The organism is Mangrovimonas aestuarii, from assembly GCF_028767185.1.
Taxonomy (GTDB): Bacteria; Bacteroidota; Bacteroidia; order Flavobacteriales; family Flavobacteriaceae; genus Mangrovimonas_B; species Mangrovimonas_B aestuarii.
This window is the reverse complement of record NZ_JARACK010000005.1, coordinates 70,687-97,411: the sequence shown is the minus strand read 5'-3', so window position 1 is coordinate 97,411 and position 26,725 is coordinate 70,687. Positions and strand designations below refer to the sequence as shown.

Annotated in this window: 25 protein-coding genes; 18 read left to right on the top strand and 7 right to left on the bottom strand. The window is 34.8% G+C overall.

Translation table 11 applies throughout. The features are described 5' to 3' along the window. Positions 1-36: 36 nt before the first annotated feature. Positions 37-1,080 carry a PLP-dependent cysteine synthase family protein gene (locus PWU04_RS07955; protein ID WP_274475481.1) on the top strand — a complete coding sequence of 348 codons (1,044 nt, stop codon included), beginning with the start codon at positions 37-39 and terminating at the stop codon, positions 1,078-1,080. 144 nt (positions 1,081-1,224) lie between these two features. Continuing rightward, positions 1,225-2,484 carry an aminotransferase class I/II-fold pyridoxal phosphate-dependent enzyme gene (locus PWU04_RS07950; RefSeq protein WP_274475480.1) on the top strand — a complete coding sequence of 420 codons (1,260 nt, stop codon included), beginning with the start codon at positions 1,225-1,227 and terminating at the stop codon, positions 2,482-2,484. A 62-nt stretch (positions 2,485-2,546) separates the two neighbouring features. On the opposite strand, the gene PWU04_RS07945 is transcribed toward PWU04_RS07950, so the two are convergent. Together PWU04_RS07945 and PWU04_RS07940 are read right to left on the bottom strand one after the other, a co-directional pair. Next, a complete protein-coding gene (locus PWU04_RS07945) occupies positions 2,547-3,662 on the bottom strand; it encodes a GTP cyclohydrolase (protein WP_274475479.1) in 1,116 nt (371 codons plus the stop codon). Positions 3,663-3,691: 29 nt separating this feature from the next. Next, positions 3,692-4,666, bottom strand: coding sequence for a transporter (locus PWU04_RS07940; protein WP_274475478.1), 975 nt, complete (start codon positions 4,664-4,666; stop codon positions 3,692-3,694). Between the two features lie 160 nt (positions 4,667-4,826). Here PWU04_RS07940 and PWU04_RS07935 point away from each other — a divergent pair, with 160 nt between their 5' ends. From PWU04_RS07935 to PWU04_RS07920, 4 genes are read left to right on the top strand one after another with little or no spacing between them, the layout of a single operon-like run. Further along, positions 4,827-5,111, top strand: a complete 285-nt coding sequence (locus PWU04_RS07935) for a DUF4834 family protein (protein ID WP_274475477.1) — start codon at positions 4,827-4,829, stop codon at positions 5,109-5,111. A gap of 29 nt (positions 5,112-5,140) precedes the next feature. After that, positions 5,141-7,567: a YfhO family protein gene (locus PWU04_RS07930; protein ID WP_274475476.1), complete on the top strand. Its 2,427-nt coding sequence runs from the start codon at positions 5,141-5,143 to the stop codon at positions 7,565-7,567. After that, the gene (locus PWU04_RS07925; RefSeq protein WP_274475475.1) at positions 7,567-8,853 is read left to right on the top strand and encodes a glycosyltransferase family 4 protein; all 1,287 of its coding nucleotides are present in this window, start codon (positions 7,567-7,569) and stop codon (positions 8,851-8,853) included. The genes PWU04_RS07930 and PWU04_RS07925 overlap by 1 nt, the downstream gene beginning before the upstream one ends. Further along, positions 8,844-10,298, top strand: a complete 1,455-nt coding sequence (locus PWU04_RS07920; protein WP_274475474.1) for a lipopolysaccharide biosynthesis protein — start codon at positions 8,844-8,846, stop codon at positions 10,296-10,298. Before PWU04_RS07925 ends, PWU04_RS07920 begins: the two co-directional genes overlap by 10 nt. Positions 10,299-10,369: 71 nt before the next feature. On the opposite strand, the gene PWU04_RS07915 is transcribed toward PWU04_RS07920, so the two are convergent. Next, positions 10,370-11,389 carry a hypothetical protein gene (locus tag PWU04_RS07915; RefSeq protein WP_274475472.1) on the bottom strand — a complete coding sequence of 340 codons (1,020 nt, stop codon included), beginning with the start codon at positions 11,387-11,389 and terminating at the stop codon, positions 10,370-10,372. 143 nt (positions 11,390-11,532) lie between these two features. Here PWU04_RS07915 and PWU04_RS07910 point away from each other — a divergent pair, with 143 nt between their 5' ends. Beyond that, the gene (locus PWU04_RS07910; protein WP_274475471.1) at positions 11,533-12,585 is read left to right on the top strand and encodes a DUF3667 domain-containing protein; all 1,053 of its coding nucleotides are present in this window, start codon (positions 11,533-11,535) and stop codon (positions 12,583-12,585) included. A 77-nt stretch (positions 12,586-12,662) separates the two neighbouring features. Here the strand turns inward: PWU04_RS07910 and PWU04_RS07905 are convergent, their stop codons facing one another. The 4 genes from PWU04_RS07905 to porX form a co-directional block, all read right to left on the bottom strand. Beyond that, positions 12,663-13,154 (bottom strand): hypothetical protein, encoded by a 492-nt coding sequence (locus tag PWU04_RS07905; protein ID WP_274475470.1) that lies wholly within the window; start codon positions 13,152-13,154, stop codon positions 12,663-12,665. Then, positions 13,147-13,290, bottom strand: coding sequence for a hypothetical protein (locus PWU04_RS07900; protein ID WP_274475468.1), 144 nt, complete (start codon positions 13,288-13,290; stop codon positions 13,147-13,149). The genes PWU04_RS07905 and PWU04_RS07900 overlap by 8 nt, the downstream gene beginning before the upstream one ends. Before the next feature lie 178 nt (positions 13,291-13,468). Beyond that, positions 13,469-13,891 (bottom strand): tRNA (adenosine(37)-N6)-threonylcarbamoyltransferase complex ATPase subunit type 1 TsaE, encoded by a 423-nt coding sequence (gene tsaE, locus PWU04_RS07895; protein ID WP_274475467.1) that lies wholly within the window; start codon positions 13,889-13,891, stop codon positions 13,469-13,471. A gap of 85 nt (positions 13,892-13,976) precedes the next feature. Beyond that, the gene (porX, locus tag PWU04_RS07890; RefSeq protein WP_274475466.1) at positions 13,977-15,530 is read right to left on the bottom strand and encodes a T9SS response regulator signal transducer PorX; all 1,554 of its coding nucleotides are present in this window, start codon (positions 15,528-15,530) and stop codon (positions 13,977-13,979) included. A 29-nt stretch (positions 15,531-15,559) separates the two neighbouring features. Here porX and PWU04_RS07885 point away from each other — a divergent pair, with 29 nt between their 5' ends. From PWU04_RS07885 to PWU04_RS07835, 11 genes are all read left to right on the top strand, one after another. After that, the gene (locus PWU04_RS07885; RefSeq protein ID WP_274475653.1) at positions 15,560-16,789 is read left to right on the top strand and encodes an HD domain-containing protein; all 1,230 of its coding nucleotides are present in this window, start codon (positions 15,560-15,562) and stop codon (positions 16,787-16,789) included. A gap of 24 nt (positions 16,790-16,813) precedes the next feature. Further along, the gene (lpxD, locus tag PWU04_RS07880) at positions 16,814-17,842 is read left to right on the top strand and encodes a UDP-3-O-(3-hydroxymyristoyl)glucosamine N-acyltransferase (RefSeq protein ID WP_274475465.1); all 1,029 of its coding nucleotides are present in this window, start codon (positions 16,814-16,816) and stop codon (positions 17,840-17,842) included. Next, positions 17,829-19,235, top strand: coding sequence for a bifunctional UDP-3-O-[3-hydroxymyristoyl] N-acetylglucosamine deacetylase/3-hydroxyacyl-ACP dehydratase (locus PWU04_RS07875; protein WP_274475463.1), 1,407 nt, complete (start codon positions 17,829-17,831; stop codon positions 19,233-19,235). Before lpxD ends, PWU04_RS07875 begins: the two co-directional genes overlap by 14 nt. Before the next feature lies 1 nt (position 19,236). Beyond that, positions 19,237-20,022 (top strand): acyl-ACP--UDP-N-acetylglucosamine O-acyltransferase, encoded by a 786-nt coding sequence (gene lpxA / locus PWU04_RS07870; protein WP_274475461.1) that lies wholly within the window; start codon positions 19,237-19,239, stop codon positions 20,020-20,022. A 5-nt stretch (positions 20,023-20,027) separates the two neighbouring features. After that, positions 20,028-20,594: an elongation factor P gene (efp, locus tag PWU04_RS07865; protein ID WP_274475460.1), complete on the top strand. Its 567-nt coding sequence runs from the start codon at positions 20,028-20,030 to the stop codon at positions 20,592-20,594. Between the two features lie 4 nt (positions 20,595-20,598). Beyond that, positions 20,599-21,534 (top strand): UDP-3-O-(3-hydroxymyristoyl)glucosamine N-acyltransferase, encoded by a 936-nt coding sequence (locus PWU04_RS07860; protein WP_274475459.1) that lies wholly within the window; start codon positions 20,599-20,601, stop codon positions 21,532-21,534. Next, positions 21,535-21,942, top strand: coding sequence for a nuclear transport factor 2 family protein (locus tag PWU04_RS07855; protein ID WP_274475457.1), 408 nt, complete (start codon positions 21,535-21,537; stop codon positions 21,940-21,942). Between the two features lie 64 nt (positions 21,943-22,006). Further along, positions 22,007-22,879: a succinate--CoA ligase subunit alpha gene (sucD, locus tag PWU04_RS07850; RefSeq protein WP_274475456.1), complete on the top strand. Its 873-nt coding sequence runs from the start codon at positions 22,007-22,009 to the stop codon at positions 22,877-22,879. A 215-nt stretch (positions 22,880-23,094) separates the two neighbouring features. Further along, positions 23,095-23,841 carry a 3-oxoacyl-[acyl-carrier-protein] reductase gene (gene fabG, locus PWU04_RS07845; RefSeq protein WP_274475455.1) on the top strand — a complete coding sequence of 249 codons (747 nt, stop codon included), beginning with the start codon at positions 23,095-23,097 and terminating at the stop codon, positions 23,839-23,841. A gap of 3 nt (positions 23,842-23,844) precedes the next feature. Next, positions 23,845-25,878: a VWA domain-containing protein gene (locus PWU04_RS07840; RefSeq protein WP_274475453.1), complete on the top strand. Its 2,034-nt coding sequence runs from the start codon at positions 23,845-23,847 to the stop codon at positions 25,876-25,878. 29 nt (positions 25,879-25,907) lie between these two features. After that, positions 25,908-26,723 (top strand): prohibitin family protein, encoded by an 816-nt coding sequence (locus PWU04_RS07835; protein ID WP_274475451.1) that lies wholly within the window; start codon positions 25,908-25,910, stop codon positions 26,721-26,723. Positions 26,724-26,725 lie beyond the last annotated feature (2 nt).

The following is a 26,725-nucleotide window of genomic DNA, read 5'->3' as shown; positions in this document are numbered from 1 at the left end:
TTTATCTATAGAAGTAAGTACCTCTAAAAAACACTTATGGGACATAACAATCAAGTTTTTGATAACATATTAGATTTAGTGGGAAATACGCCCCTAATCAAACTAAACAAAATTACAGCTCCCTTCAATGGCAACTATTATGCAAAAGTAGAAGCCTTTAATCCGGGACACTCTTCCAAAGACAGAATAGCACTTTACATAATAGAACAAGCCGAAAGGCAGGGTATTATAAAACCTGGTGACACAATCATAGAAACGACTTCTGGAAATACAGGTTTTAGTATTGCTATGGTTAGTATTATTAAAGGTTATGACTGTATTTTGGCGGTAAGCTCGAAGTCTTCGGCAGATAAGATTGATATGTTGAAGACAATGGGTGCTAAAGTATATGTATGTCCTGCACATGTAAGCGCTGATGATCCAAGATCGTATTATCAGGTAGCCAAAAGATTGCATGATGAGATTAAAGGGTCTGTTTATATCAATCAGTACTTCAATCAATTAAATATAGATGCTCACTACAATTCAACCGGACCAGAGATTTGGAAACAAACCGAAGGTAAAATTACTCATTTGGTAGCTTGTAGTGGAACAGGAGGAACTATTTCTGGTACGGCTAAATACTTAAAGGAGCAAAATCCTAATATCAAAGTAATAGGTGTAGATGCTTTTGGATCAGTTATTAAAAAGTATCACGAAACAAGAGAGTTCGACGAAAAAGAAATATACCCATACCGAATTGAGGGTTTAGGTAAAAACTTGATTCCTTCAGCTACTGATTTTGACATGATTGATGAATTTGTAAAAGTTAGTGATGAAGAAAGTGCTCATACAGCTAGGCATATAGCTAAAACAGAAGGTTTGTTTGTTGGCTACACCTCTGGTGCTGCCATGCAGGCGATAAAACAGCTTAATGAGGCTGGCCGTTTTGGTAAGGATGATTTAGTAGTCGTTGTTTTTCCAGATCATGGTTCACGATATATGAGTAAAATTTATAGTGACGAATGGATGAGTGACCAAGGCTTCTTCGATACAGTTAATGCAGAAGCAGCAGAGCGTATTCAGTATATTAACGAGTAATTAAAAACTCTAATGTTCAGGAAGAGGCTTTACGTTTTAATAACGTAAATCCTCTTTTTGTTGTTAATAATAGTACGTTAAAGCATTATGTTAATTAAGATATTTGTATAATTTTGCATCAAATTAAAAAGAATAATAACTTACATGAAAGATTTATTTGAAAAGATATACAGAGATAAAGGACCTTTAGGAAAGTGGGCTTCTCAGGCTGAGGGGTATTTTGTGTTTCCTAAATTAGAAGGTCAAATCTCTAATAGAATGAAGTTTCAAGGAAAAGATGTTATTACCTGGAGTATCAATGATTACTTAGGTTTAGCAAACCACCCTGAAGTACGTAAGGTAGATGCAGAGGCTGCTCAACAATATGGGTCTGCATACCCAATGGGAGCGAGGATGATGTCTGGTCATACTGATCTTCATGAAAAGTTACAAGATGAATTAGCTGATTTTGTTAGTAAGGAAGCAGCTTATTTATTGAACTTTGGTTACCAAGGAATGGTATCTACTATTGATGCTTTGGTTTCTAAAGATGATATTATCGTATACGATGTAGATGCTCATGCTTGTATTATTGACGGTGTGCGTTTGCACATGGGTAAGCGTTTTACTTACAAACACAATGATGTAGATAGTTTAGAAAAAAACTTGGAGCGTGCTACTAAAATGGCTGAGCAAACTGGTGGAGGAATCTTAGTGATTTCTGAAGGTGTATTCGGTATGCGTGGTGAGCAAGGTTGTTTAAAGGAGATTGTTGCTCTTAAGGAGAAATTTAACTTCCGTTTATTGGTTGATGATGCTCACGGTTTTGGTACATTAGGTAAAACTGGTGCTGGAGCAGGTGAGGAGCAAGGAGTACAAGATAAAATTGATGTTTACTTTGCGACTTTTGCTAAATCATTAGCCAGTACTGGTGCTTTTATTGCTGGAGATAAAGAAATTATCGACTATTTAAAATATAATCTACGTTCTCAAATGTTTGCTAAATCATTGCAAATGCAATTGGTTGTTGGAGCATTAAAACGTTTGGAAATGTTGCGTACAATGCCTGAGATTAAAAACAAGCTTTGGGAAAATGTAAATGCATTACAATCTGGTTTAAGAGATCGTGGATTCGATTTAGGAACAACTCAAAGTTGTGTGACTCCAGTTTACTTAAAAGGTAGTATTCCTGAAGCGATGGCTTTGGTTAAGGATTTACGTGAGAATTTCGGAATTTTCTGTTCTATCGTTGTGTATCCTGTAATTCCAAAAGGATTGATCTTGTTAAGAATGATTCCTACTGCTACTCACACAATGGAAGATATTAATGAAACTCTGGACGCATTCTCAGCTATCCGTGAACGTTTGGAAAATGGAACTTATAAGCGTTTATCTGCTGCAGTTGCTGCTGCAATGGGAGAGTAAACATTAGTAAGATATAAAATTAAAAACCCACTTTTTTTAAGTGGGTTTTTTTATGTTTTTGTTTAAATGGATTTCTTATAGGTTCTCCTTCTTTTAGTGATAGGCGAGTTAAAGTTTTTCCATAATTGATGGATTGCCATATTTTCGTCTAATTCTGGAGTGCGTATGCAGCGTTTAACCCCACTTTTCTTGAACGATTTGTAATATTCGTTAAAAATTAATGCAGTTACCCCTTTGTTTTGATACTCTGGTCTTATACCAATAAGGTAAAAAACAGCTTCATCGCTGTGTTTTTTTGCTTTTAACAAGTGATAGAATCCAAAAGGAAATAGTTTTCCGTTTGCTTTTTGCAACGCTTTTGAAAAAGAAGGCAACACTATCGAAAAAGCAATGATATTATCATCTTCATCCAAAACAAACTTGATATATTCTGGATTTACCATAGGGATGTACTTCTTTTTGAAATAGGCCTTTTGGTCATTAGAAATAGGGACAAAAGAAGCAAGTTTGGCATAAGTTTCGTTAAACAGATCGAACATCTTATCCACATACGGAATAACTTCATCTGTACTTGTAAAGTTTAACGGTCTAATGCCGTAACGCTTGGAAATTAATGGCACCATTTTTTTGTATACTTCAGGTTTAACCTGATCTACGTCAAAATAGCCCTCAATGAATTCCTTTTGCTTTACATAACCCAACTTTTCTAAGTGAGTGACATAATATGGGTAGTTATACCAGGTAATCATAGTACTTAATTGATCATACCCTTCAGTTAGCACGCCCACTTTGTCAAGATTAGAAAAGCCCATAGGGCCTTCAATGAATTCTAAATTATGAGCATGACCGTGTTCTATAACTTTATCGAGAAGAGCTTTGGTAACTTCAATGTCGTCTATAACATCAAACCAACCAAAACGCACCTTTGGTTCTTGAGCCTTAACTTCGGTCCAATTAATAATAGCGGCAATACGGCCAACTATTTTATTGTTCTTATAAGCTAAATAAAAGGTAGCTTCTGCGTGTTTAAATACTGGGTTGATATCTGGATCGAAACTATCAATTTCATCCTTAATAATTGGTGGCACCCAGTATTTATTGTTTTTATAAAGTTCAAATTGGAATTTAACAAAAGCTTTAAGCTCTTTTTTTGTGTTTACTTTTTTAATGGTGATCATGAAACAATCTCTACATTAATCTTTTAGCGTTAAAAATCTGTGTTTCTCTGTGGTTGTGGCTCTGTACCGCTTCCACGTTGTTTATTGGCGCGACGCTTAGCTTCTTGGTCGGCCGAAGTATTATTATCTACTTTATCTTTATGAAAATCTAAACGGTATGACACGCCTAGACCTACGTTGAAAACAGATGGTGTGTCCTTTGTATTGAACGTAAGAGAAGTGTCCAATTGTAGGTTTCTATTCCATAGGTAGGCACCTCCTAGACGAAATAAATTATCGGCATAAAAATCGCTTTTAATACCTTGGGTTTCTCCAAACGCTACCCATTTTGCGCTAAACGCTTTGGTAAGTGTGAAAATATACTGGAAGTCAGATTGGTCTGTTCCAATTCTATCCATTACGAGGTTCATAACAAAAACCCATCCACTAGGAAAATTGTTTTGGGTGGCTAACATAATTGTTGGGCTAAAACCTTCAATGCCTGCTGCAGTGTATGGATTGTTTTTTGAATCGAAATTAGCCCCGGCATAAAGGCTGATGGCAGGAATTAAATCTTTCCAATGAAAACTGTGGTTGGCATTCCAGCTGTACAAGTTTGGTTTTTTGTCTTCAAGCCCCTTGTAAGGGTCATAAACCAAATATTTAGCACCTATAAGAAAATGTCTAAAATTAGAACGGTCGTTTTCGAATGGTATTGACGAACTATAAATCGTTTCTGTATCATTTTGATAATTTCCTTCAACGATAATTTCCAGTTGCTCGAATAACAATCCGTAGCGAAGTGCAAAATCCAATCCAAAACCTTTAACTTCTCTTTCAAGCGGAGTATGTTCTTCTTTAAGATACTTGGCCCCAAACTCACCTTGAATGACATTTGTTCCTACAGAATATGCACTTCTAGAAACACCTGGTCTGTTTGAGTTTATAACATCGGTATATTGTCCATATGATATAGTGCAAAACAGGAGGAAGGCCAGTTGCAATAATTTAGTGGATAGCTTCATAATTCAAGTTATGGTTGTTAGCTGGGTAACTATTGGTGTAAATCACTCAATAGGGTTAAGCCCAAAAGGAAATTCAAATATATTGATTTTATATATTTTTTATAATTAATCAGTCTTTTTTAAGAGACGAGAATCGTAATTTTGTCTAAAACAAATTTTCATGCTACAATACGCATCGGTACAAGGTTTAGCAAGAACCATATTAATAGTTTTAGCAATTTATTTTTTGGTGAAAATTTTAGCCAGATTGTTTGCTCCCGTATTGGCTCGATATGTTATTAATAAAGCGGGAGAGAAGTTTGGGCAGCAGTTTCAGCAGCAATACCAACAACACCAATCTCAGAATAATAGCAATGAGGGTGAAGTGACAATAGATAAGATGCCCAACAGCAAATCGTCAAATAAAAATGTAGGGGAATATGTAGATTACGAAGAAATTGACTAATTTTCGCATTCATTTCGTAAAACATTTTCATGCAGTTTTCATTTAAAAGAATACTACCGCACCTACTTGTACTAGTAGGTTTTGTTTTTATTTCATTAGCCTATTTTAGCCCCGTACTTCAAGGGGAATCTATTTTCCAAAGCGATATAGTTCAATATATTGGAATGTCCAAACAGCAAACCGATTTTAGGGTTGACACTGGAGAGGAAACCTATTGGACAAATAGCGCTTTTGGAGGAATGCCAACTTACCAATTAGGGGCAAAATATCCACATAATTATATTAAGAAATTAGACCTAGCGTTAAGGTTTTTACCACGCCCTGCAGACTATCTGTTTCTGTATCTTTTAGGGTTTTATTTATTGATGCTGACCTTAAAGGTAAATTTTAAGTTGTCTGCGTTGGGAGCTGTAGCCTTTGGGTTTTCTACATACTTAATAATTATCTTAGGGGTTGGGCACAATGCCAAGGCACATGCTATTGCATATATGCCTTTGGTTATAAGTGGAATTCTCTTGGTATTTCAAAAACGTTATTTGCTTGGGTTTTTAGTTACAGCTATTGCTATGGGATTAGAGCTATGCGCTAATCACTTCCAAATGACTTACTACTTGTTGCTTCTGGTAATTGTTTTGGGGATAGTTTATTTGATCGATGCTTATAAAAAGAAAGAATTAAATCACTTCTTTAAGAGTGTAGGTGTATTAATAGTTGCAGTGGTTTTGGCACTTGGGATGAACGCTACAAACATTATGGCTACCCAAGAATATGTAAAGGAAAGTACCAGAGGGAAAAGTGAGCTTACTATTAATTCAGATGGCAGCCTTAAAGATGTAACAAATGGCTTAAGTCGAGATTATATTACTGAATACAGTTATGGTATTGTTGAGTCACTAAACTTGTTTATTCCTAGATTTACTGGTGGTGGAAACCATGAGGATGTTGGGAAAGATTCTGAAACGTACCAATTTTATCTAAAACAGGGAGTACCTCCAGTACAGGCTAAAGAGTATGCTAAGCAAACGCCAACATATTGGGGGAATCAGCCCATTGTTGAAGCTCCTGCTTACATAGGTGCAGTAGTACTGTTTCTGTTTGTGCTAGCTCTTTTCCTTGTAAAAGGAAGAACGAAACAGTGGCTTGTAGCAGGAACAATTTTATCATTATTGTTGTCGTACGGTAAGAATCTAGGTTTTTTAACTGATTTGTTTATTGATTACTTCCCTATGTACAATAAGTTTAGGGCAGTGAGTTCCATTCAGGTAATTCTGGAATTGTGTATTCCAGTACTAGCAGTCATGGGGTTGGTGAAACTATTCAGTAAGGAAACATCAGAATCAAATAAAATTAATGCTCTTAAATGGAGCACTATTATAACAGGAGGGGTGGCATTATTGTTTTTGGTGCTTAAATCAGCTCTTTTTGATTTTGTAGGTGGCAACGATGGTTATTACCGTCAGGCTTATGGACCAATGTTTATCGAAGCTCTAAGAGCCGATAGACAAAGTATGTTTACAAGTGATACCATACGTACATTGGCATTTGTTTTGTTCGCAGCTGGGTTGATTTTTGGATACTTAAGAAACAAATTAAAAAGTGAATGGACAATTATAGGGCTTGGTGTTTTAATCTGTATCGATTTGATAGGCGTAGACCGACGTTATGTAAATAATGATGATTTTGTTCCTTCTATTCAAATGAATAAGCCTTACCAAGCTAATGCTGCTGATATACAAATTCAAAAGGATACGACACATTTCAGAGTACTCGATCTAACTTCAGGAGCGGCTAGGGCGTCTTATTTTCATAATTCTCTAGGCGGGTATCATGCGGCTAAAATGAGGCGTTTTAATGAATTAAATGATTTCTATATTTCCAAGAACAAAATAGAAGTCTTGAATATGCTAAACACAAAATACATCATAGCTCAAGAAGAGGATGGAACTGTCTTTCCATATGTTAACGAAGAAGCTAATGGTAATGCATGGTTAGTAGAAAATGTAATTGAGGTGACATCAGCAAATGAAGAGTTATTGGCTTTAGATACACTTCAAACTAAACGTAGCGCAGTTGTTTTTAGAGGTGATAAAACCAAGAATATAGAAAACACTAAATTTAAAGTAGATTCTTCTTCAACTATTGATTTGACCATATATAAGCCTAACTATTTAAAGTATAACTTTAATAGTTTGAATGATGCGTTTGTTGTGTTTTCTGAGAACTATTACGGTCAAGGTTGGCAGGCTTATTTAGACGGAAACCCAGTAGATCATTATCGTGTGGATTATGTACTTAGAGGAATGGAAGTACCTAAAGGCAAACATGAAATAGAGTTTAAGTTTGAAGCTAAAGTTGTGCAAACTGGAAGTACACTTGCGTTAGCAAGTACTGCTATATTTGTTCTTTTAGGAATCGGGTGTGTGTTTTTAATGTTTAAATCAAAAGCCAAGCCTTAGTGCAAAAAAACATTCTCATTATCGCCTATTATTGGCCCCCAGCTGGAGGGCCTGGTGTTCAGCGCTGGCTGAAATTTGTTAAATATCTGCCTGAATTCAATGTAAATCCAATTGTTTGCGTTCCTGAAAATGCAAATTTTCCTTTATTGGACGAAAGTCTGGTTGATGAAATACCTAAAGGCTTAGAGGTGATTAAACGTCCAATTAAAGAACCTTATGGTTTAGCAGGGCTTTTTTCTTCTAAGAAAACTAAAACCATTAGTAAAGGGATCATCAGTGAGGATAAAAAACAAAGTTTCGTAGAAAAACTGATGTTATTCATTCGAGGCAATTTTTTTATTCCAGATGCTCGTATTGGATGGATTAATCCTTCTGTTAAGTTTTTAACTGATTATTTGAATCAGCACCAAGTCGATGCTATAATTACAACTGGACCACCTCATAGTGTCCATCTTATTGGGCTTGGGTTAAAGAAACGATTAGGAATTCACTGGATAGCCGATTTTCGTGATCCGTGGACAACCATTGGATATCATAAAGAGCTAAAGCTTACTAAAGCTTCAGCAGAAAAACATCTGCGTTTAGAAAAGGAAGTCCTTAATTCTGCAGATAGAGTCATTGTAACGAGCTCAGTCACTAAGAGGGAGTTTGAGGCTAAAACAAGTAAGCCTATTTCTGTAATCACTAATGGTTATGATGTTGAAAAGGTTGGTGAAATTAATCGTGATTCTAAATTTTCATTGGCGCACATTGGGTCTTTACTTTCAAAGCGTAACCCTGAGATTTTATGGCGTGTTTTAAGTGACTTGAGAAAAGAAGATGTTTCATTTTCAACTGATCTTGAAATAAATTTAGTTGGAGCCGTAAGCAATGATGTAATTCAAACCTTAAAATCTTATGGATTGATGGATTGCCTGAATGAATTTGGCTATGTAAATCATTCAGAAGCAATAAAATATCAGAGACAATCTCAGGTTTTATTGCTATTAGAAATAGATTCTAAAGATCATCAGCATATTATCCCAGGAAAGCTGTTTGAATATATGGCTTCACACAGACCAATACTTGCATTGGGACCAAAGGGAAGTGATGTTGAGGGGATTCTTAAGTATACAAATACAGGAGCTTATTTCCTATATAATGATTATGATGCTTTAAAATTGAAGGTTTTAGAGTATTATCATGCTTTTAAAAAGGGAGAGTTGGAAACCTATCCAATAGGTGTGCAAAAGTACAGTAGGAGAGCATTGACAAAGGATTTAGTAAATATCATGCCGTGGGTATAGTTATTAAGCAATCCATAAAAAATGCCATTATCACTTATGTTGGCTTCGGTATTGGCGCCATAAATACACTGTTTTTATTTACTAATTTTCTTAGTGATGAATATTTTGGGTTGATAATGTATATACTGTCTACGGCAAATATTTTAATGCCCTTAATGGCATTTGGAATTCATAATACCATAATTAAATTCTATACATCATTTGAAGCCGATGCGGATCGAGGGAAGTTTTTAACACTAATGGTGTTTTTGCCTTTGCTGGTAATCATTCCTTTTGGATTAATAGGAAGTTTTGCTTACAATAGTATTGGTGAATGGTTAGCTAAGGAAAATTCAATGGTCAAGGATTATACTTGGTTGATTTATGTAAGTGCAATAGCTTTAGCATACTTTGAAGTATTTTATGCATGGGCGAAAGTACAGTTACGTAGTGTGTTTGGTAATTTTATGAAAGAGGTCTTTCATAGGATTTTGATTAGCCTACTTTTGATAGCCCTTTATTTAAATTATCTAACACCAGATCAATTAGTTTATGCAATCATGGGGGTGTATGTTTTGCGTACCATTATCATGAAATTGTATGCTTATAAATTGAAGCCTCCTGTTTTTAAGTTGCTGTATACTAAAGCTTTAATCTCAATAATAAAATATTCAGGATTAATAATAATTGCAGGATCGATAGCCAATGTTATTTTGGAGATTGATAAGTTTATGATAGGCCATGTTGCATCCATAGAGAATGTGGCGTATTATGGTGTTGCAATTTATATAGCGACCGTAATTGGTGTTCCTATGCGTTCTATGAATCAAATTATGAATCCACTGACGGCACAATATTTAAATGAAAGAAATAAAACAGCTTTAGTGGATCTTTATAAAAAGAGTGCTCTTAATCTCTTTATTGTAAGCGGACTTATCTTTCTGTTGATTGTCCTTAATGTAAAGGAACTTTACGAGTTAATTCCTGATTCTTTCAGCGGTGGTCTCTTTGTAGTTTTTGTTATTGGGTTAACAAAACTTCTGGATACTTTGATTGGGAATAATAATGCGATTTTATTCAATAGTGATTATTATCGGGTGGTTTTGATTTTTGGTGTCCTTTTGGCAATAATGACAATAATTTTAAATATGATGTTCATTCCGAAATTTGGAATTGATGGTGCTGCCATTGCTACTTTTATTTCGATATTTCTTTATAATGCGATAAAAGTGATTTTTGTGTGGGAAAAATTTAAAATGCAACCATTTACATTGAATACCTTCAAGGTTGTACTTCTTATTATTGGTGTTTTTGCAGTATTTTATTTTTGGGATTTCAACTTTCATCCGATGATTAATATTGCGTTTAAGTCAACATTGTTCAGCTTGCTATTTGTGGTTGTTGTATATAAGTTGAAATTTTCAGAAGATATTACTGAGTTGATAAATAGTTTTCTTAAAAGGTAATGAAAGAGAAAATCCTGTGCTTATAAAATACATAAAGACACAGGGCTTTCCAACTAACCAACCAAAAAACTTTATTCTCTGGATTTTCCATTGTTTTTTGTTGCCCTAATTACAGTTGTTTTATTATTACGTCTAGATGTATTAGATGCTATGGAACTACCAGAATGAGAAGTATTTCTTTTAACATATGTACGGGAATTTCTGTCATTTGGTTTTTTGTAAACTTTACTTTTTTTGTGAGAATTTGAATTTCTTATATCATTACTGTTATTTCTTGTTGATCTATTTTTGTTTACTGTTCTAGTATTATTAACGTTTCGAGTGTTTGTTGTCGTTTGTTGTCTGCTGGAATTGTTTCTAGAACTAATATTGCTACTTCTCGTAGTCTCTCTACTATGGTTTGGGGCCGAAGCATAGCTTCTGTTTCTTGTCACTCTATTACCTCGTCTATTGGCTACTGCAGTTTCTCTACGGTAGTTATTGTGGTAAGGACCATTATATCTATATCTAACAGGTGTGTAATAACGTCTATATGGTTGAGTATATACAACGCAGTAGTTAGGCGAAGGAATTTTATAATGAGCATGCCATGATCTATAAACATAATAGGGATTATAACTGTTTATATAGCCAGAACAGTGGCTAAATATTCTTTTAGGAGTATAATGGACGTAAAGGCCGCCTATTTGTGATATGTAACCAAACGAATTGTAATTGATGAATACATTACCAATTCTTCTAACTCTACCATAATAATCGTAATATATTGGAATATGCTCTACCTGAATAACAGCACCAAATTCATCGTACTGAATGTATGCACCATAATCATAACCTGTGTTGAAACTGAAATAAGAGTTGGAAGTGTTTACATTAACACTCACTTGAGGTCCATAACTCTGCATGTAAAAATCAAATTGCCCGTCTGGAAATATGGCAAATTCAACACCTTGTTCTATAAAGATGAATGAGTTGCCGTACCCCCTAATGCTATTTGAAAAAGTATTGTTTTTGCTATCATCCAAATTAGCAGCTACTAATGACGAAGTTATAATTATTGTGCATAAGTAAAATAATATTATCTTTTTCATAATTTCTTGTTTTAGGGGTTGAACATGTTTATGGATAATCAACTAGCATGCCATAAAATTAACCCTTTGATTTTCAGTGTTATTTTAGAGATTGTTTTCAGTGCTGTTTTTTTATATTTTTATAAAGCACTAACCTTAGCAGAATGAATAACCAAAAGATTAACTGTAAAAACTGTGAAAATTTAATTGATTCTTCATATAAATTTTGTCCTAACTGCGGACAAAAAAATAAAGAAGATCTCACCTTAGGGGTGTTGTTTTATAATACGATTCATAATTACTTTTCTATAGACGCTCGTTTCTTTAAGAGTTTTATTCCGTTAATGACCAAACCAGGTTATGTTGCAAAACAGTTTGTTCAGGGTAAACGAATGCTCTATTTACATCCAGCCCAGTTTTATTTGTTTGTATCGGTGGTGTTTTTCTTTTTGTTTTCCTTTAAAGTTCGAGATCAGCGAATGGCGGTCGATGAAGTTCTTAAACGAACTACGGTTTTCGATTCCATTCACGGAAGTATTAATATGGATAGTTTGGATAATAAAGGAAATGTTAGGTTCACTGTCAATCAAAAGGATAATGAGCTTATAGGGTTAGATTTGAGTGATTTGGATTCATTGGGGGTTCATGGCGATACAGTTCAAAAAGATAATATTGATTTTGGTTTTGATCAATCTAAGGTAGATTCACTGATAGCTATAAATGCTGATGAAAAAGAAATATTCAAAGCTATGGGAATGACGGAGGGAGCGGGGGCTTTTCAGAGAAAACTGTTTTCCCAAATGCTGAAGTTCTATAAGCAGAGAAGCGGTGGAGCTATTTTACAAGCGTTTTATGATAGTATTCCTATAGCACTTTTTGTATTGTTGCCAATTTTTGCCTTAATTCTAAAGTTATTGTTTTACAGAAAAGGAAGGTTTGCGTATCATTTAGTTTTTAGTTTCTATTACTTTGCCTTCTTATTTACAGTTTTTAGTGTTTTACTCCTTGTAAATTTTGTTTGGGATATCCCTGGTTGGTTAGAATGGATTATTATTCTTTCCGTTTTCGCATATTTATTTTTTGCAATTAAAAAGTTTTATGGTCAAGGCTATATAGTATGTTTTATAAAAAGCGGAGTAGCCACATTTTTGTTTTTAATGATAGTATTACCATTAGCTGCTACTATAGTTGGCTTAGCTGCTTTTATGATGTATTAAGAGTTCAACGCATCAATGCAATTCAAAAAAAAATCCAGGCAATTGCCTGGATTTAAATATAAATAACGTACTTTTTATTAAAAGTATTCTTTGAGTTTGCCAAATATACCTTTAGGCTTTATTTTGAATTCATCTTCAAGTTCCTGTAATGACTTGTCTATATCGTTCACAGTGTTGAATATTTGAGCCCGTATCAAATAAATGGTTGGTATTATTACCGCCATTATTGGTATTAGATAAAGGATTTGGTTACTGTCTATGTATTTTACATCATCATTTAATACAGTGAAAATTTGGAAGCAAAACATAGATATAGGGATTATTAGAACATGATACCACCAATGCCTACAAGTAAAGAACCAAATGAATATTAGGAATAACGGAACTATCTTATTCATTAATGTCCAAGCTACAGTAAGTGCGCTTCCATAAAAATTACTCTCATAAGTAAATAAAAAAGTGTCCCAAACCTGTTGGTCAGGGACACTTTCATATAAGTAGAATAAATAAGGAGTTAAAGCTATTGAAGTAGCAATAATGCTACCAATAACTAAACTCTTTTTATCCATGTGTTGGTACTTTAATCTTAGATTTTTCGATTTGTGTGGTTTGTTGTCCATCTAAGTCGATAATATTTGTAGCTTGAGCTGTAAACAACATTCCTCCGAATATCGCAAATGCGATTAAATACTTTTTAGTTTTCATGATTTTAAGGGATTTAATTAATTAATACATCCCAAAAGTAACTAAAGAGAAAACTGAAAAACACTGTAAAATGTTAAAAAAATGTTAAAACAATGGGTTTTTCCAGTTTTAGTTACGGTTTTTACCGTAACTCTAGTTTTAATTCGATGAAAAAGATCGTTTGTACAGCTTAATATTGTTATTGATTATTGTCTATTATTTTAGTATTGAATTCCAAAAGTCTATTTCCGTCATTATCCAAACTAATAGTAATTTCATCTGCACCTAACGGAAGTAAATTTTCTATTTTTTTGGGCCATTCCATTAAAAGCCATCCATCTGAACTTAAATAATCTTCTATTCCAAAGTTGTAGGCCTCCTCTTCATCTTCAATCCTGTAAAAATCAAAATGGAAAATAGCGCCTCTTTTACCAATATATTCATTTACTATTGAAAAAGTAGGGCTGGTTACTTCGTCATTACTACCTAAGGCTTTTACTAAAGCTTTAATGAGAGTTGTTTTTCCGACTCCCATATCTCCATAAAAAAGCAATGTCTTGGATTTAGCATTATCCAATATGTATTTTACAGCCTTATCAATCTCTTTGAGAGTGTATTTCATTAGTTAATTGTGACAGGAACCAATTGCAATTATAAGCATTAATCTTATAATCCCAATGGTTTTTTTGTTAATTTCAGATAGCGGTTTATTTAGGGTTAAATACCGCAAATGGTATGATCATTTCCTCCAAAGAAACCCCACCGTGTTGATAAGTATTCCTGTAATAACTTACATAATGGTTGTAATTGTTGGGGTATGCAAAAAACAGGTCTCCTTTGGCAAATATAAACGAGCTACTCATTGTTAATGACGGTAAATGGAGCTTTTCAGGGGATTTAGCCTCTAAAACATCCTTATTGTCATAAGTAAGACTTCTCCCTGTTTTATACCTTAAATTCAAGCTTGTATCTCTGTCTCCTATAACTTTAGAAGGGTTTTTTACATTTATGGTGCCGTGGTCGGTCGTAATGATAAGTTTGAAACCTAATTGTTGAGCTTTTTGAATTAGCTCCAATAGAGGTGAGTTTTTAAACCAACTAACGGTTAGGGACCTATATGCTTTATCATTAGAAGCCAGTTCTTTAACAACCTCCATTTCTGTTTTGGAATGTGAAAGCATATCAACAAAATTATAAACCACAACTGAGAGATTGTTTTCTTTTAATTTTTTAATGTTGTCAACTAATTTCTTTCCAGATTTTAAGTTGGATATTTTATGATATTCACATTTTAGGTCCGTTCTGCCTAAACGTTTTAGTTGGGCATTAAGAAATTCAGCTTCATAAAGGTTTTTACCGCCTTCATCAGGATCGTTCTTCCATAGGTTTGGATGTAACTTTTCCATATCTGAAGGCATCAACCCAGAGAATATTGCATTTCGCGCGTATTGAGTTGCAGTAGGTAAAATGCTAGAGTAGGCTATTTCTTTTTCTTTTTTATAGTAGTTGTTTACAATAGGTTCGAAAGCTTTCCATTGATCGTATCGCAAGTTATCTATAACAACAAAAAGTGTAGGTTGATCTTCGCTTATTTCTGGTAATACTAGGTCTCTAAAGAGTGTATGGGACATGGTTGGGGTAGGGGTATTGGATTCAAACCATTTGGCGTAAGTTTTATCAATAAACTTTCCAAATTGAGTATTTGCTTCCGTTTTTTGAGATTCCAGTATTTCAATCATTCCTACATCTTCTATGTCTTCTAGCTGTATTTCCCAATAAATTAGCTTTTGATATAAATTAACCCATTCTTCAAAAGAGTTTACCATAGCCAAATCCATAGCAATTTTTCTAAACTCCTGTTGGTAGTTGGAAGTAGTCTTTTCGGAAACTAATCTTGAGTGGTCAAGATTTTTTTTTAAGCTTAGTAATATTTGGTTTGGATTAACAGGCTTTATGAGATAATCGGCTATTTTGTTTCCTATAGCTTCTTCCATAATGTACTCTTCTTCACTTTTAGTAATCATAACTACAGGTAATGCATCTCGTTTTTCCTTTATTTCATTCAAGGTTTCCAAACCTGTTAAACCTGGCATGTTCTCATCAAGGAATACAATGTCAAAATTCGATGTTTCTAAGGCTTCGAGTGCCTCAGTGCCACTGTGGCAGGTAGTAACATTGTAGTTTTTCTTTTCTAAAAAAAGGATATGGGGTTTCAATAAGTCAATTTCATCGTCTACCCATAATATATTGATGTTGTTCATATATGTATATTTGTGATAAATTAATATAGATTTCCGCCTTGAACAAGCTAAAAATATTAAACGACCCAATTTACGGATTTATTACTATTCCCAATCCTTTCATTTTTGATTTAATTGAGCACCGGTATTTTCAACGATTAAGACGCATAACCCAAATGGGTATGTCGTATTTGGTTTATCCTGGTGCGCATCATACAAGATTCCATCATGCTATAGGGTGTATGCATTTAATGCAGAAATCTGTTAATGTATTGAGGTTTAAAGGTGTAGCTATTTCAGGTGAAGAGGAAACAGCGCTTTATGTTGCTATTTTGTTGCATGATATAGGTCATGGCCCTTTTTCACATGCTATGGAGCATAGTATTGTTGAGAGTGTCTCTCACGAACAAATCTCTTTATTGTTTATGGAACAGCTAAATAAAGAGTTTAACGGGAAATTAACACTTGCAATCCGAATTTTTAAAGGAGAGCATCAAAGAAGGTTTCTATGTCAGTTAATATCAAGTCAGTTGGATATGGATCGTTCCGATTACCTAAAAAGGGATAGCTTTTATACAGGTGTTGCAGAAGGAAACATAAATAGTGAACGATTAATCACTATGCTTAATGTTGTAGATGATGAATTGGTAGTTGAAGAGAAAGGTGTTTATTCTGTAGAGAAATTTTTGGTAGCTCGTCGCTTTATGTACTGGCAGGTGTATTTGCACAAAACAGGCGTAGTGGCAGAGCAGTTACTTATAAGAGTGTTGATGAGGGCAAAAGCTTTAACTCAATCAGGCGAAGTTTTAACGACGAGCAAAGCTTTAGGTTTTTTCTTAAAGAATAAAATAAACAATGAAAATTTTGACGAAAATGTACTAAATACATTTTCTCATTTGGATGATTACGATATCATTTCCGCAATGAAAGAGTGGCAATACCATGATGACTTTGTGTTGAGTAATTTGTGTCAAATGATTGTTAATCGTGATCTGTTGAAAATCAGAATTAAGAAGAAAAAAATAAAAGATAGTACATTCAATAAGCATATGGAGGAATTAGTTTGTGAGTTTAATATTACTGAAGATGAGGCTTCCTATTTTGTTTTCACTGGGGAAATATCCAACCAAGCTTATGAGCAAAAGAAGCAAAATATTAATATTTTGAACAAATCGGGTAAGATAGAGGATATTGTTAAAGCTTCCGATCAGTTAAATATCAAGGCACTTTCTAAACCCGTTACTAAATATTATATATGTTATCCTAAGGATAAAGTTTAATTCATTTTTCCTATTTTTGCAAGAATGAAATTTACAGCACAACAAATAGCTGGGATTCTTGAAGGCGATATCGTTGGGAATCCTGAAGTAGAAGTATCTAAACTTTCAAAAATTGAGGAGGGTACAGAAGGATCACTTACTTTTTTGGCAAATCCAAAGTACCAGCCATTTATTTACTCTACTAAAGCATCGATTACAATCGTTAATAAAAGTTTTGAGCCTGAAAATACTCTTAATACAACTCTTATTAAGGTTGAAGATGCTTATAAATCATTTTCCAAATTGCTGGAATATTACAATTTGGTAAAGCTTAATAAGCAAGGAATTGAACAGCCATCTTTTATTTCTGAAACAGCTCAGTATGGTGAACAAATTTACGTTGGAGCCTTTAGTTATATAGGTGAAAATGTAATGATAGGGAATAATGTGAAGATTTTCCCAAATGTATATTTAGGTGACAATGTAAGTATTGGTGATAATTCTGTGCTTTTTGCTGGTGCCAAGGTATATTCTGATTGTGTGATTGGTGAATCTTGTGTTATTAATTCTGGTGCTATTATTGGTGCTGATGGTTTTGGATTTGTTCCTAATGAGCATGGAGAATATTCTAAAGTACCACAGACAGGAAATGTTATTCTTGAGGATAATGTAGATGTAGGAGCAGGAACAACAATTGATCGAGCAACCTTGGGCTCTACAATTATACGACGAGGGGTAAAACTCGACAATCAAATTCAAATAGCCCATAACGTAGAAATAGGTAAAAATACTGTTATTGCTGCTCAAACAGGGGTTGCAGGTTCTACTAAGATTGGAGAAAACTGCCAAATTGGAGGGCAAGTAGGTATTGTTGGGCATATTACTATTGGTAATAACGTAAAAATACAGGCACAGTCTGGAATAGGACGTAATATTAAAGATAATGAAGTGCTACAAGGATCTCCTGCATTGTCTTATGGCGACTATAATAAGTCTTACGTTTACTTTAAGAACTTGCCGAAAATTGTGAAAAATATAATCGAAATAGAAAAAAAAATAGATGGCAATAGTTAATACTGAAGTCAAACAGCGAACTATTAAAGAGGCTGTATCGCTTAAAGGTGTTGGTTTACACACTGGAAAAGATGTTAACTTAACATTTACTCCTGCACCAGAAAATACAGGTTTTGCTTTTAAACGTGTTGATTTGGAGGGAGCTCCTATTATTGAAGCTGACGCAGTGTATGTAACAAATACACAAAGAGGAACCTGTCTGGAGAAAAACGGAGTATCTATTCAAACTTCAGAGCACGTATTAGCTGCCTTGGTAGGTTTGGATATTGATAACGTTATTATTGAATTAGATGCTTCAGAGCCTCCAATAATGGATGGTTCTTCTAAATTTTTTGTGGAAGCCTTGGAATCGGTAGGCATAATTGAACAAGACGCGTTTAGGGAAGAATATGTCGTTACAGATGTGATTTCATATGCCGATGAAGATTCTGGAAGCGAAATTCTTGTAATGCCTTCAGATGAATATCAGGTTACTACTATGGTAGATTTTGGAACCAAAGTATTAGGTACGCAAAATGCCACTTTAAAACACGTTTCAGACTTCAAGGACGAGATTTCAGATTCACGTACATTCAGCTTTCTTCATGAAATTGAAATGTTATTGGAACATGGTTTAATAAAAGGAGGAGACCTAAACAATGCCATTGTTTACGTAGATAAAGAGATTTCCCAAGATACAATTGAAAAACTTAAGGTAGCCTTTAACAAAGATGCTATTGCTGTTAAGCCAAATGGAATTTTAGATAACCTTACTCTTCATCATCCAAACGAAGCTGCAAGACACAAGTTACTAGATGTTATAGGTGATTTAGCATTAGTTAGAACCCGAATTAGAGGTAAGGTAATAGCAAATAAACCAGGTCACTTTGTGAACACCCAATTTGCTAAAAAGCTTTGTAAAATAATTAAGAATGAGCGTCGTAATAATGTACCAAGTGTAGATTTGAATCAAGAGCCTTTAATGGATGTGAATCAAATTATGGCTATGTTACCGCACAGACAGCCGTTCTTGTTATTGGATAAGGTTTTTGAAATAAGTGATTCTCATGTTCTTGGTATCAAAAACGTAACAATGAACGAGCCGTTTTTCGCAGGACACTTCCCTGGTGCACCTGTAATGCCAGGTGTTCTAATTGTTGAGGCTATGGCTCAAACAGGAGGGATATTAGTGTTAAGTACGGTTCCTGATCCAGAAAACTATCTAACTTACTTTATGAAAATAGATAAAGTGAAGTTCAAACAAAAGGTAGTCCCAGGAGACACGCTTATATTTAAATGTGACCTTATAGCGCCAATTCGTCGTGGTATTTGCCATATGCAAGGTTATGCATATGCCAATGGTAAATTATGTGCAGAGGCAGAATTAATGGCCCAAATTTCTAAAGTAAAGTAAGATGAATCAACCTTTAGCATACGTTCATCCAGGAGCAAAAATAGCTAAGAACGTTGTAATAGAACCTTTTGCTACCATCCATAATAATGTTGTAATCGGAGAAGGATCTTGGATAGGAAGCAATGTTACCATTATGGAAGGAGCCAGAATTGGTAAAAATTGTAATATCTTCCCAGGAGCTGTTATATCGGCCGTTCCTCAGGATTTAAAATACAATGATGAAGATACCACTGTAGAGATTGGAGATAATGTAACCATAAGAGAATGTGTTACCATCAACAGAGGGACTACAGACAGAATGAAAACTGTTGTGGGTGATAACTGTTTAATCATGGCATATTGCCACATTGCTCATGACTGTATTGTTGGTAATAACTGTATTTTTTCAAACAACAGTACTTTGGCAGGACATATAAACGTAGGGGATTATGTTGTGTTAGCAGGTATGGCTGCAGTACATCAATTTGTATCTATTGGCAACCATGCTTTTGTTACAGGAGGGTCTTTGGTTCGTAAAGATGTGCCTCCTTTTGTTAAGGCTGCGCGAGAGCCTTTATCGTATGTTGGAATTAATTCAGTTGGATTAAGAAGACGAGGTTTCTCAACAGATAAAATCCGTGAAATTCAGGATATATACAGAATCCTATATCAAAAGAGCTATAACAACTCCCAAGCAGCAGAAATTATCGAAGCTGAAATGGAGGCTACTTCAGAACGAGACGAAATTTTACAATTTATCCGAGATTCTCAACGAGGAATCATGAAAGGATACTTTAAATCAAACTAAATATTATGGCAAGTACTTCAGATATTAGAAACGGATTGTGTATTCGTTACAATCACGACATTTTTAAAATTGTTGAATTTTTACACGTAAAACCAGGAAAAGGTCCAGCTTTCGTGAGAACAAAGCTTAAAAGCGTTACAACAGGAAAGGTTATTGATAATACTTTTTCTGCAGGTCATAAAATCGAAGAAGTACGTGTAGAAACCCATAAATTCCAGTATTTATATAACGAAGGTCAAACATTTCACTTTATGAATACGGATGATTACTCACAAATTGAACTTCAAAAAGCAGTATTGGATGCTCCGGATCTTTTGAAGGAAGGTGAAGTTGTTACTGTATTAATCAATACAGAGGACAATATGCCATTATCTGTAGAGATGCCTGCTAGTGTAATTTTAGAAGTTACACATACTGAGCCAGGAGTAAAGGGTAATACTGCTACAAATGCAACAAAACCAGCTACTGTTGAAACTGGTGCTACTGTAATGGTCCCTTTGTTTATCAATGAAGGAGACAAGATTAAAGTAGAGACAGAAAAAGGTTCGTACAAGGAACGTATTAAGGAATAATAAAGTGAAGTTTCCTAAACCCCATTCGTTACAGCAAATAGCCGATTTAATTGGCTGTACTTTTGTTGGCGATCCTAATTTTGAGGTCTTGGGCATGAACGAAATTCATGTGGTAGAACCTGGAGATATCGTATTTGTGGACCATCCAAAATATTACGATAAAGCTTTAAACTCAGCAGCAACAATTGTTCTTATCAATAAAGAAGTTGATTGTCCAGAAGGGAAAGCTTTATTGATTAGTGATGATCCATTCAGGGATTTTAATAAGCTTACAGCTAAGTTTAAACCATTTGTAGCTGCAAATGCATCTGTATCTGATTCAGCTAAAATAGGGGAGAACACGGTAATTCAGCCTAATTGTTTTATTGGAAACAATGTGATTATTGGCGAAAACTGTGTGATTCATCCCAATGTTACTATTTACGATGATATCATCATTGGTGACAATGTAACCATTCATTCAGGTTGTGTTCTTGGAGCTAATGCTTTCTACTACAAGAAACGTCCAGAAGGGTATGACAGATTACTTTCGGGAGGTCGTGTTATTATTGAGGATAATGTTGATATTGGAGCAGGTTGTACTATAGACCGTGGCGTTACAGGCGATACTACTATAGGAGAGGGCTCTAAGCTCGATAACCAAATTCAGATTGGCCACGATACCTTAATCGGGAAAAAATGCCTTATTGCTTCGCAAGTTGGTATAGCAGGGTGTGTAGTGATAGAAGATGGCGTAACGATTTGGGGACAAGTAGGAATTAAAAGCGGTTTGACAATAGGAAAAGGAGCAGAGTTGTTTGCCCAATCAGGAATAAGCAAAACCTTAGAAGGGGGGAAATCTTATTTCGGATCGCCAGCCAAGGAGTTTAAGGAAATGTTAAAAGAGTATGCTTATATCCGACAAATACCTAGTATTGTTGAACGTTTAAAAGAAAAATAGATGGCACCCAAAGACATTGTAAAGCAATTCTACCAAACAGACTTCTCAAAGTGTATTGAAGAAATATCAGATTTCCTTCACGATGACTGTAAATTACATTGGAGCAGTAGCACAGGATTCAAGATTATGGAAAAAAAAGATATCAAATCGTTTTTTTCAAGCATAAGTAGAGGATATGAAGGGGTTAGATTTCAAATTAGTCATTTACTACAAGATGGTAACTTTGTAACTACAAGATATACACTTTATGCCAATCTTATTGAAGATAGAGAAGATGAGAAACCTATAGCTCATTTTATTACAATTTGGGAACTTAAGGATGGTAAGCTCTATCAAGGTCATGAGATTAGCCAATTGGCCGATGAAAGCATGTCTAGCATCCTTTCTTTTTCTGAAATAAAAGTCTAAAAAATGTTTTTATATACTTGTTAAAACTTTACTTTTGTGAAGTTTTCAAAAAAAATCAACACACATGAGCGTTTTAGTAAATAAAGATTCAAAAATAATTGTACAAGGGTTTACTGGTAGCGAAGGTACTTTCCACGCTGGTCAAATGATTGAATATGGAACAAACGTTGTAGGTGGTGTAACTCCAGGAAAAGGAGGACAAACTCACTTAGACAAGCCTGTATTCAATACTGTAAAAGATGCTGTAGACCAAGTTGGTGCAGATACTACTATCATCTTCGTGCCGCCTGCTTTTGCTGCAGATGCTATTATGGAAGCTGCAGATGCTGGAATTAAAGTAATTATTACTATTACAGAAGGTATTCCAGTTGCAGATATGATTAAAGCTGCTGATTACATTAAAGGTAAAGACTGTCGTTTGATTGGTCCTAACTGTCCAGGTGTAATCACTCCAGAAGAAGCTAAAGTTGGTATTATGCCAGGTTTTGTTTTCAAGAAAGGAAAAGTAGGAATCGTTTCTAAATCTGGTACTTTAACTTACGAAGCCGCAGACCAAGTTGTAAAACAAGGTTTAGGTATTACCACTGCTATTGGAATTGGTGGTGACCCTATCATCGGTACAACTACTAAAGAAGCTGTTGAGTTATTGATCAACGATCCAGAAACTGAATGTGTGGTAATGATTGGAGAAATTGGTGGTCAATTGGAAGCAGATGCTGCTAAGTGGTACAAAGAAAGCGGAAGCAAAAAGCCTGTAGTAGGTTTTATCGCTGGTGAAACAGCTCCTGCTGGACGTACAATGGGACACGCTGGAGCTATTGTTGGAGGAAGTGATGATACTGCTCAAGCTAAAAAAGCTATTATGAGAGAATGTGGAATTCACGTAGTAGATTCTCCTGCTGAAATCGGTAAAAAAGTTGCCGAAGTTATAGGATAAGACAACAAACTTAATTCATAAGAGAACCTTACAGATTTTACCGATTCTCAATTGGTAAATTTGTAAGGTTTTTTCATTCAGTGACAACTGTAATTATTATATTTGACACTTAACTAATCAAGATGTTCAACAGAATCGATCAGTTTAATTTCGCTTTTATCAAAAGAAACTTATCTGACGGATCATCTAAATGTTGAAAAACAATAAAATAACACATGAAATTACTAGAAGGAAAAACAGCTATCATAACAGGTGCTAGCCGTGGTATCGGGAAAGGTATTGCCCAAGTATTTGCTCAACAAGGAGCTAATGTAGCTTTTACATACAGTTCTTCTGTAGAAGCAGCAAAGGAATTAGAGGCAGAATTAATCGCCCTTGGAGTTAAAGCCAAAGGATATCAAAGTAATGCAGCCGATTTTACTCAAGCTCAGGAATTGGCAGACGATGTGGTAAAGGAATTTGGAAGCATTGACATTCTTATCAATAACGCAGGAATTACAAAGGACAATCTTTTAATGCGTATCAGTGAAGAGGATTTCGATAAAGTAATTGAAGTAAACCTTAAGTCTGTATTTAACATGACTAAGGCTGTACAACGTACAATGCTTAAGCAACGCAAAGGATCTATCATTAACATGAGTTCTGTTGTTGGAGTAAAAGGTAACGCTGGGCAAACTAACTATGCGGCTTCTAAAGCTGGTATTATTGGTTTCTCTAAGTCTGTAGCTTTGGAATTAGGTTCTAGAAACATCCGTAGCAACGTGATTGCTCCAGGTTTCATTGAAACTGAAATGACTGCAAAGTTAGATGAAGATACAGTAAAAGGATGGAGAGATGCTATTCCGTTAAAACGTGGAGGAACTCCTGAAGATATTGCAAATGTTTGTGTATTTTTAGCTAGCGATATGTCGGCTTACATTACTGGGCAAACCATTAATGTAGATGGCGGAATGTTAACCTAATACATGCAGACAACCACAGTAATTTATATTGTAATAGCATTTTTGATTGCGCTAACCTTAGCGTATTATCAATATAGATATAAAACAAAAAGCAGGTCTAATAAAGACTTGCTTTTTGCATTTTTACGTTTTGTGTCTTTGTTCACTGTTACCCTGCTCATTATTAATCCTAAACTTGAACAGAATACTTTCATTACCGAAAAACCAAATCTGGTTGTAACTATAGATAACTCCAATTCAGTGGAATATTTAGGGCAATCCGCAAATGTAGAATCTCTTGTTGAAGCTTTAAAAACCAATAAGGATTTAGAAGAAAAGTTTAATATCCGATGGCATGCTTTTGGAAACGAATTAGAAGATTACGATAGTTTAAATTTTACTGATAAACAGAGTAATATTAGTAAAGCGTTTACTCAATTGGGGCAAATTTATAACAATAACTCGTCTCCAACGATATTGTTAAGTGACGGAAACCAGACCCTTGGTAATGATTATCAGTTTTCATATCTAGACTATAAACAACCTGTCTATCCTGTAATTTTAGGCGATACCGTTACCTATACCGATTTAAAGATCGATCAGCTTAATGTGAACAAATATGCTTATTTAAAAAATAAGTTTCCTGTAGAAGCTATAGTTGTTTATAGCGGCAATGAAACCGTTAATACAAAGTTCGAGGTTACTTTAGGACAATCGGTAGTGTATTCAAAGCCAATTACGCTCTCTAAAGAAACCAATTCACAGATTATCAATTTTACTCTTCCTGCTAATCAGGTAGGAGTAAGGACTTATAAGGCGGTAGTTGTTTCGGTAAATACTGAAAAGAATACTGTTAACAATGTCAAGAATTTTGCTGTAGAAGTAATTGACCAAAAAACGGAAGTTGCAATTGTTACTACTATGGTTCACCCTGATTTGGGTGCAATTAAAAAGAGCATTGAAACCAATGAACAACGAAGCGTGAGTTTTGTTTCTCCAAAAGAGTTTGTTGATCGGTTCCGAGATTTTCAAATGGTTGTATTATACCAGCCAAATCGAAGTTTTACAGAGGTAGTCTCCTTATTGGATTCCGAAAATTTGAATCGTTTTGTAGTTACAGGTACTAAAACGGACTGGAACTTTATAAATAGTGTTTCTGGAGCTTACAGCCATATTCAAACAAGACAAAATGAAGATTATCAAGCGATTTTAAATTCTAATTACACAACTTTTATAGTTGATGACTTGGGCTTTGAATCCTTCCCACCAATACAGTCTGATTTTGGAGAAGTAACCTTTAATGTTCCCCACCAAAGTCTATTGTATAAAAAAGTAGGTCGCATTACTACCGAAGAGCCATTACTTGCAACAATGGAAATCAGTAGAAGGCGAGAAGCTATTTTGCTAGGTGAAGGTATTTGGAGATGGCGAGCCCAAAGTTATTTGAATACAAACTCGTTTGAAGAGTTTGATGATTTTATGGGGAAGTTGGTACAATACCTTTCTTCAGACACAAGAAAAAGCCGTTTAAATATCGATTATCAATCGTTTTACGATGGTAGTGACAATGTTGTTGTAAAGGCTCAGTATTTTAATAAAAACTATGAATTCGATATAAGAGAGCCAATAGAAATCACGGTTCAGAATAAAGAAACTAAAGCAGAGAGAACCTTTCCGTTTATTTTAAGGCATAACAACTATCAAGTGGATTTAAGTACGCTTCCTGCTGGTGATTATACCTTTACGGTTAGTGCAATGAAAAGTAACATCTCAAAATCGGGACAGTTTACAATCCTGGAGTTCAATGTCGAACAACAATTTTTGAATGCAGATGTAACGAAATTGCAGAACCTCGCTACAAATAGTAAAGGTTCAAGCTATTTCATTGCTGATTACAACAGCCTTTTCGATGACTTGCTTAATGATGATAGATATGTAGCAGTTCAGAAAAAGCAAAGCAAAATAGTGCCTTTAATAGATTTTAAGTACTTATTAGCGATTATTGCCTTGAGTTTGGCATTTGAATGGTTTTTAAGAAAATATAACGGACTAATATAAATTTAAACTAAACGAAACAAACATTAATTATGGACAAATTGCCTAAAATCGCTTTACCAGTAGCAATAATAGCAATAGCGATAATCATCATCATAGCAAAATCGGCCGTTACAATTGGATCAGGGGAAGCTGGCGTTTTGTATAAAACTTTTGGAGGTGGTGTAGTTACCGATAAGCCGCCATTAGGAGAGGGGTTTCATGTTGTAGCGCCTTGGAACAAGGTTCACATCTATGAGGTACGTCGTCAAGAGATTTTTGAAAAAATGAAGGTATTATCATCTAATGGTTTGGATATCCAATTAGATGCTTCGGCTTGGTATAAACCTCAATACAATGAGTTGGGTAAACTCCACCAGGAAATTGGAGAAGGTTATTTAGACCGAATTATTCTTCCAACAATCAGATCTGCTGCTCGAAGTGTAGTTGGTCGTTACACGCCAGAACAATTGTACTCAAGTAAGCGTGATGCCATCCAAAAGGAGATATTCGATGAAACCAAAAAAATATTGGACAATCAATATATTGTTTTGGATGAAGTTTTGGTACGTGACGTAACCCTTCCATCTACAATTAAAGAGGCAATTGAGCGCAAGCTTAGACAAGAACAGGAGTCTTTGGAATATGAGTTTCGTTTGGAAAAAGCCCAAAAGGAAGCCCAAAGACAGCGTATTGAAGCTCAAGGTAAGGCGGATGCAAACAAAATTTTAAGTGCATCGCTTACAGATAAAATCCTTCAGGATAAAGGAATTGAGGCTACTGTAAAACTATCTGAATCTCAAAATAGTAAAGTAATAGTTATCGGTTCTGGAGATTCCGGAATGCCTATCATTCTAGGTAACCAATAGGA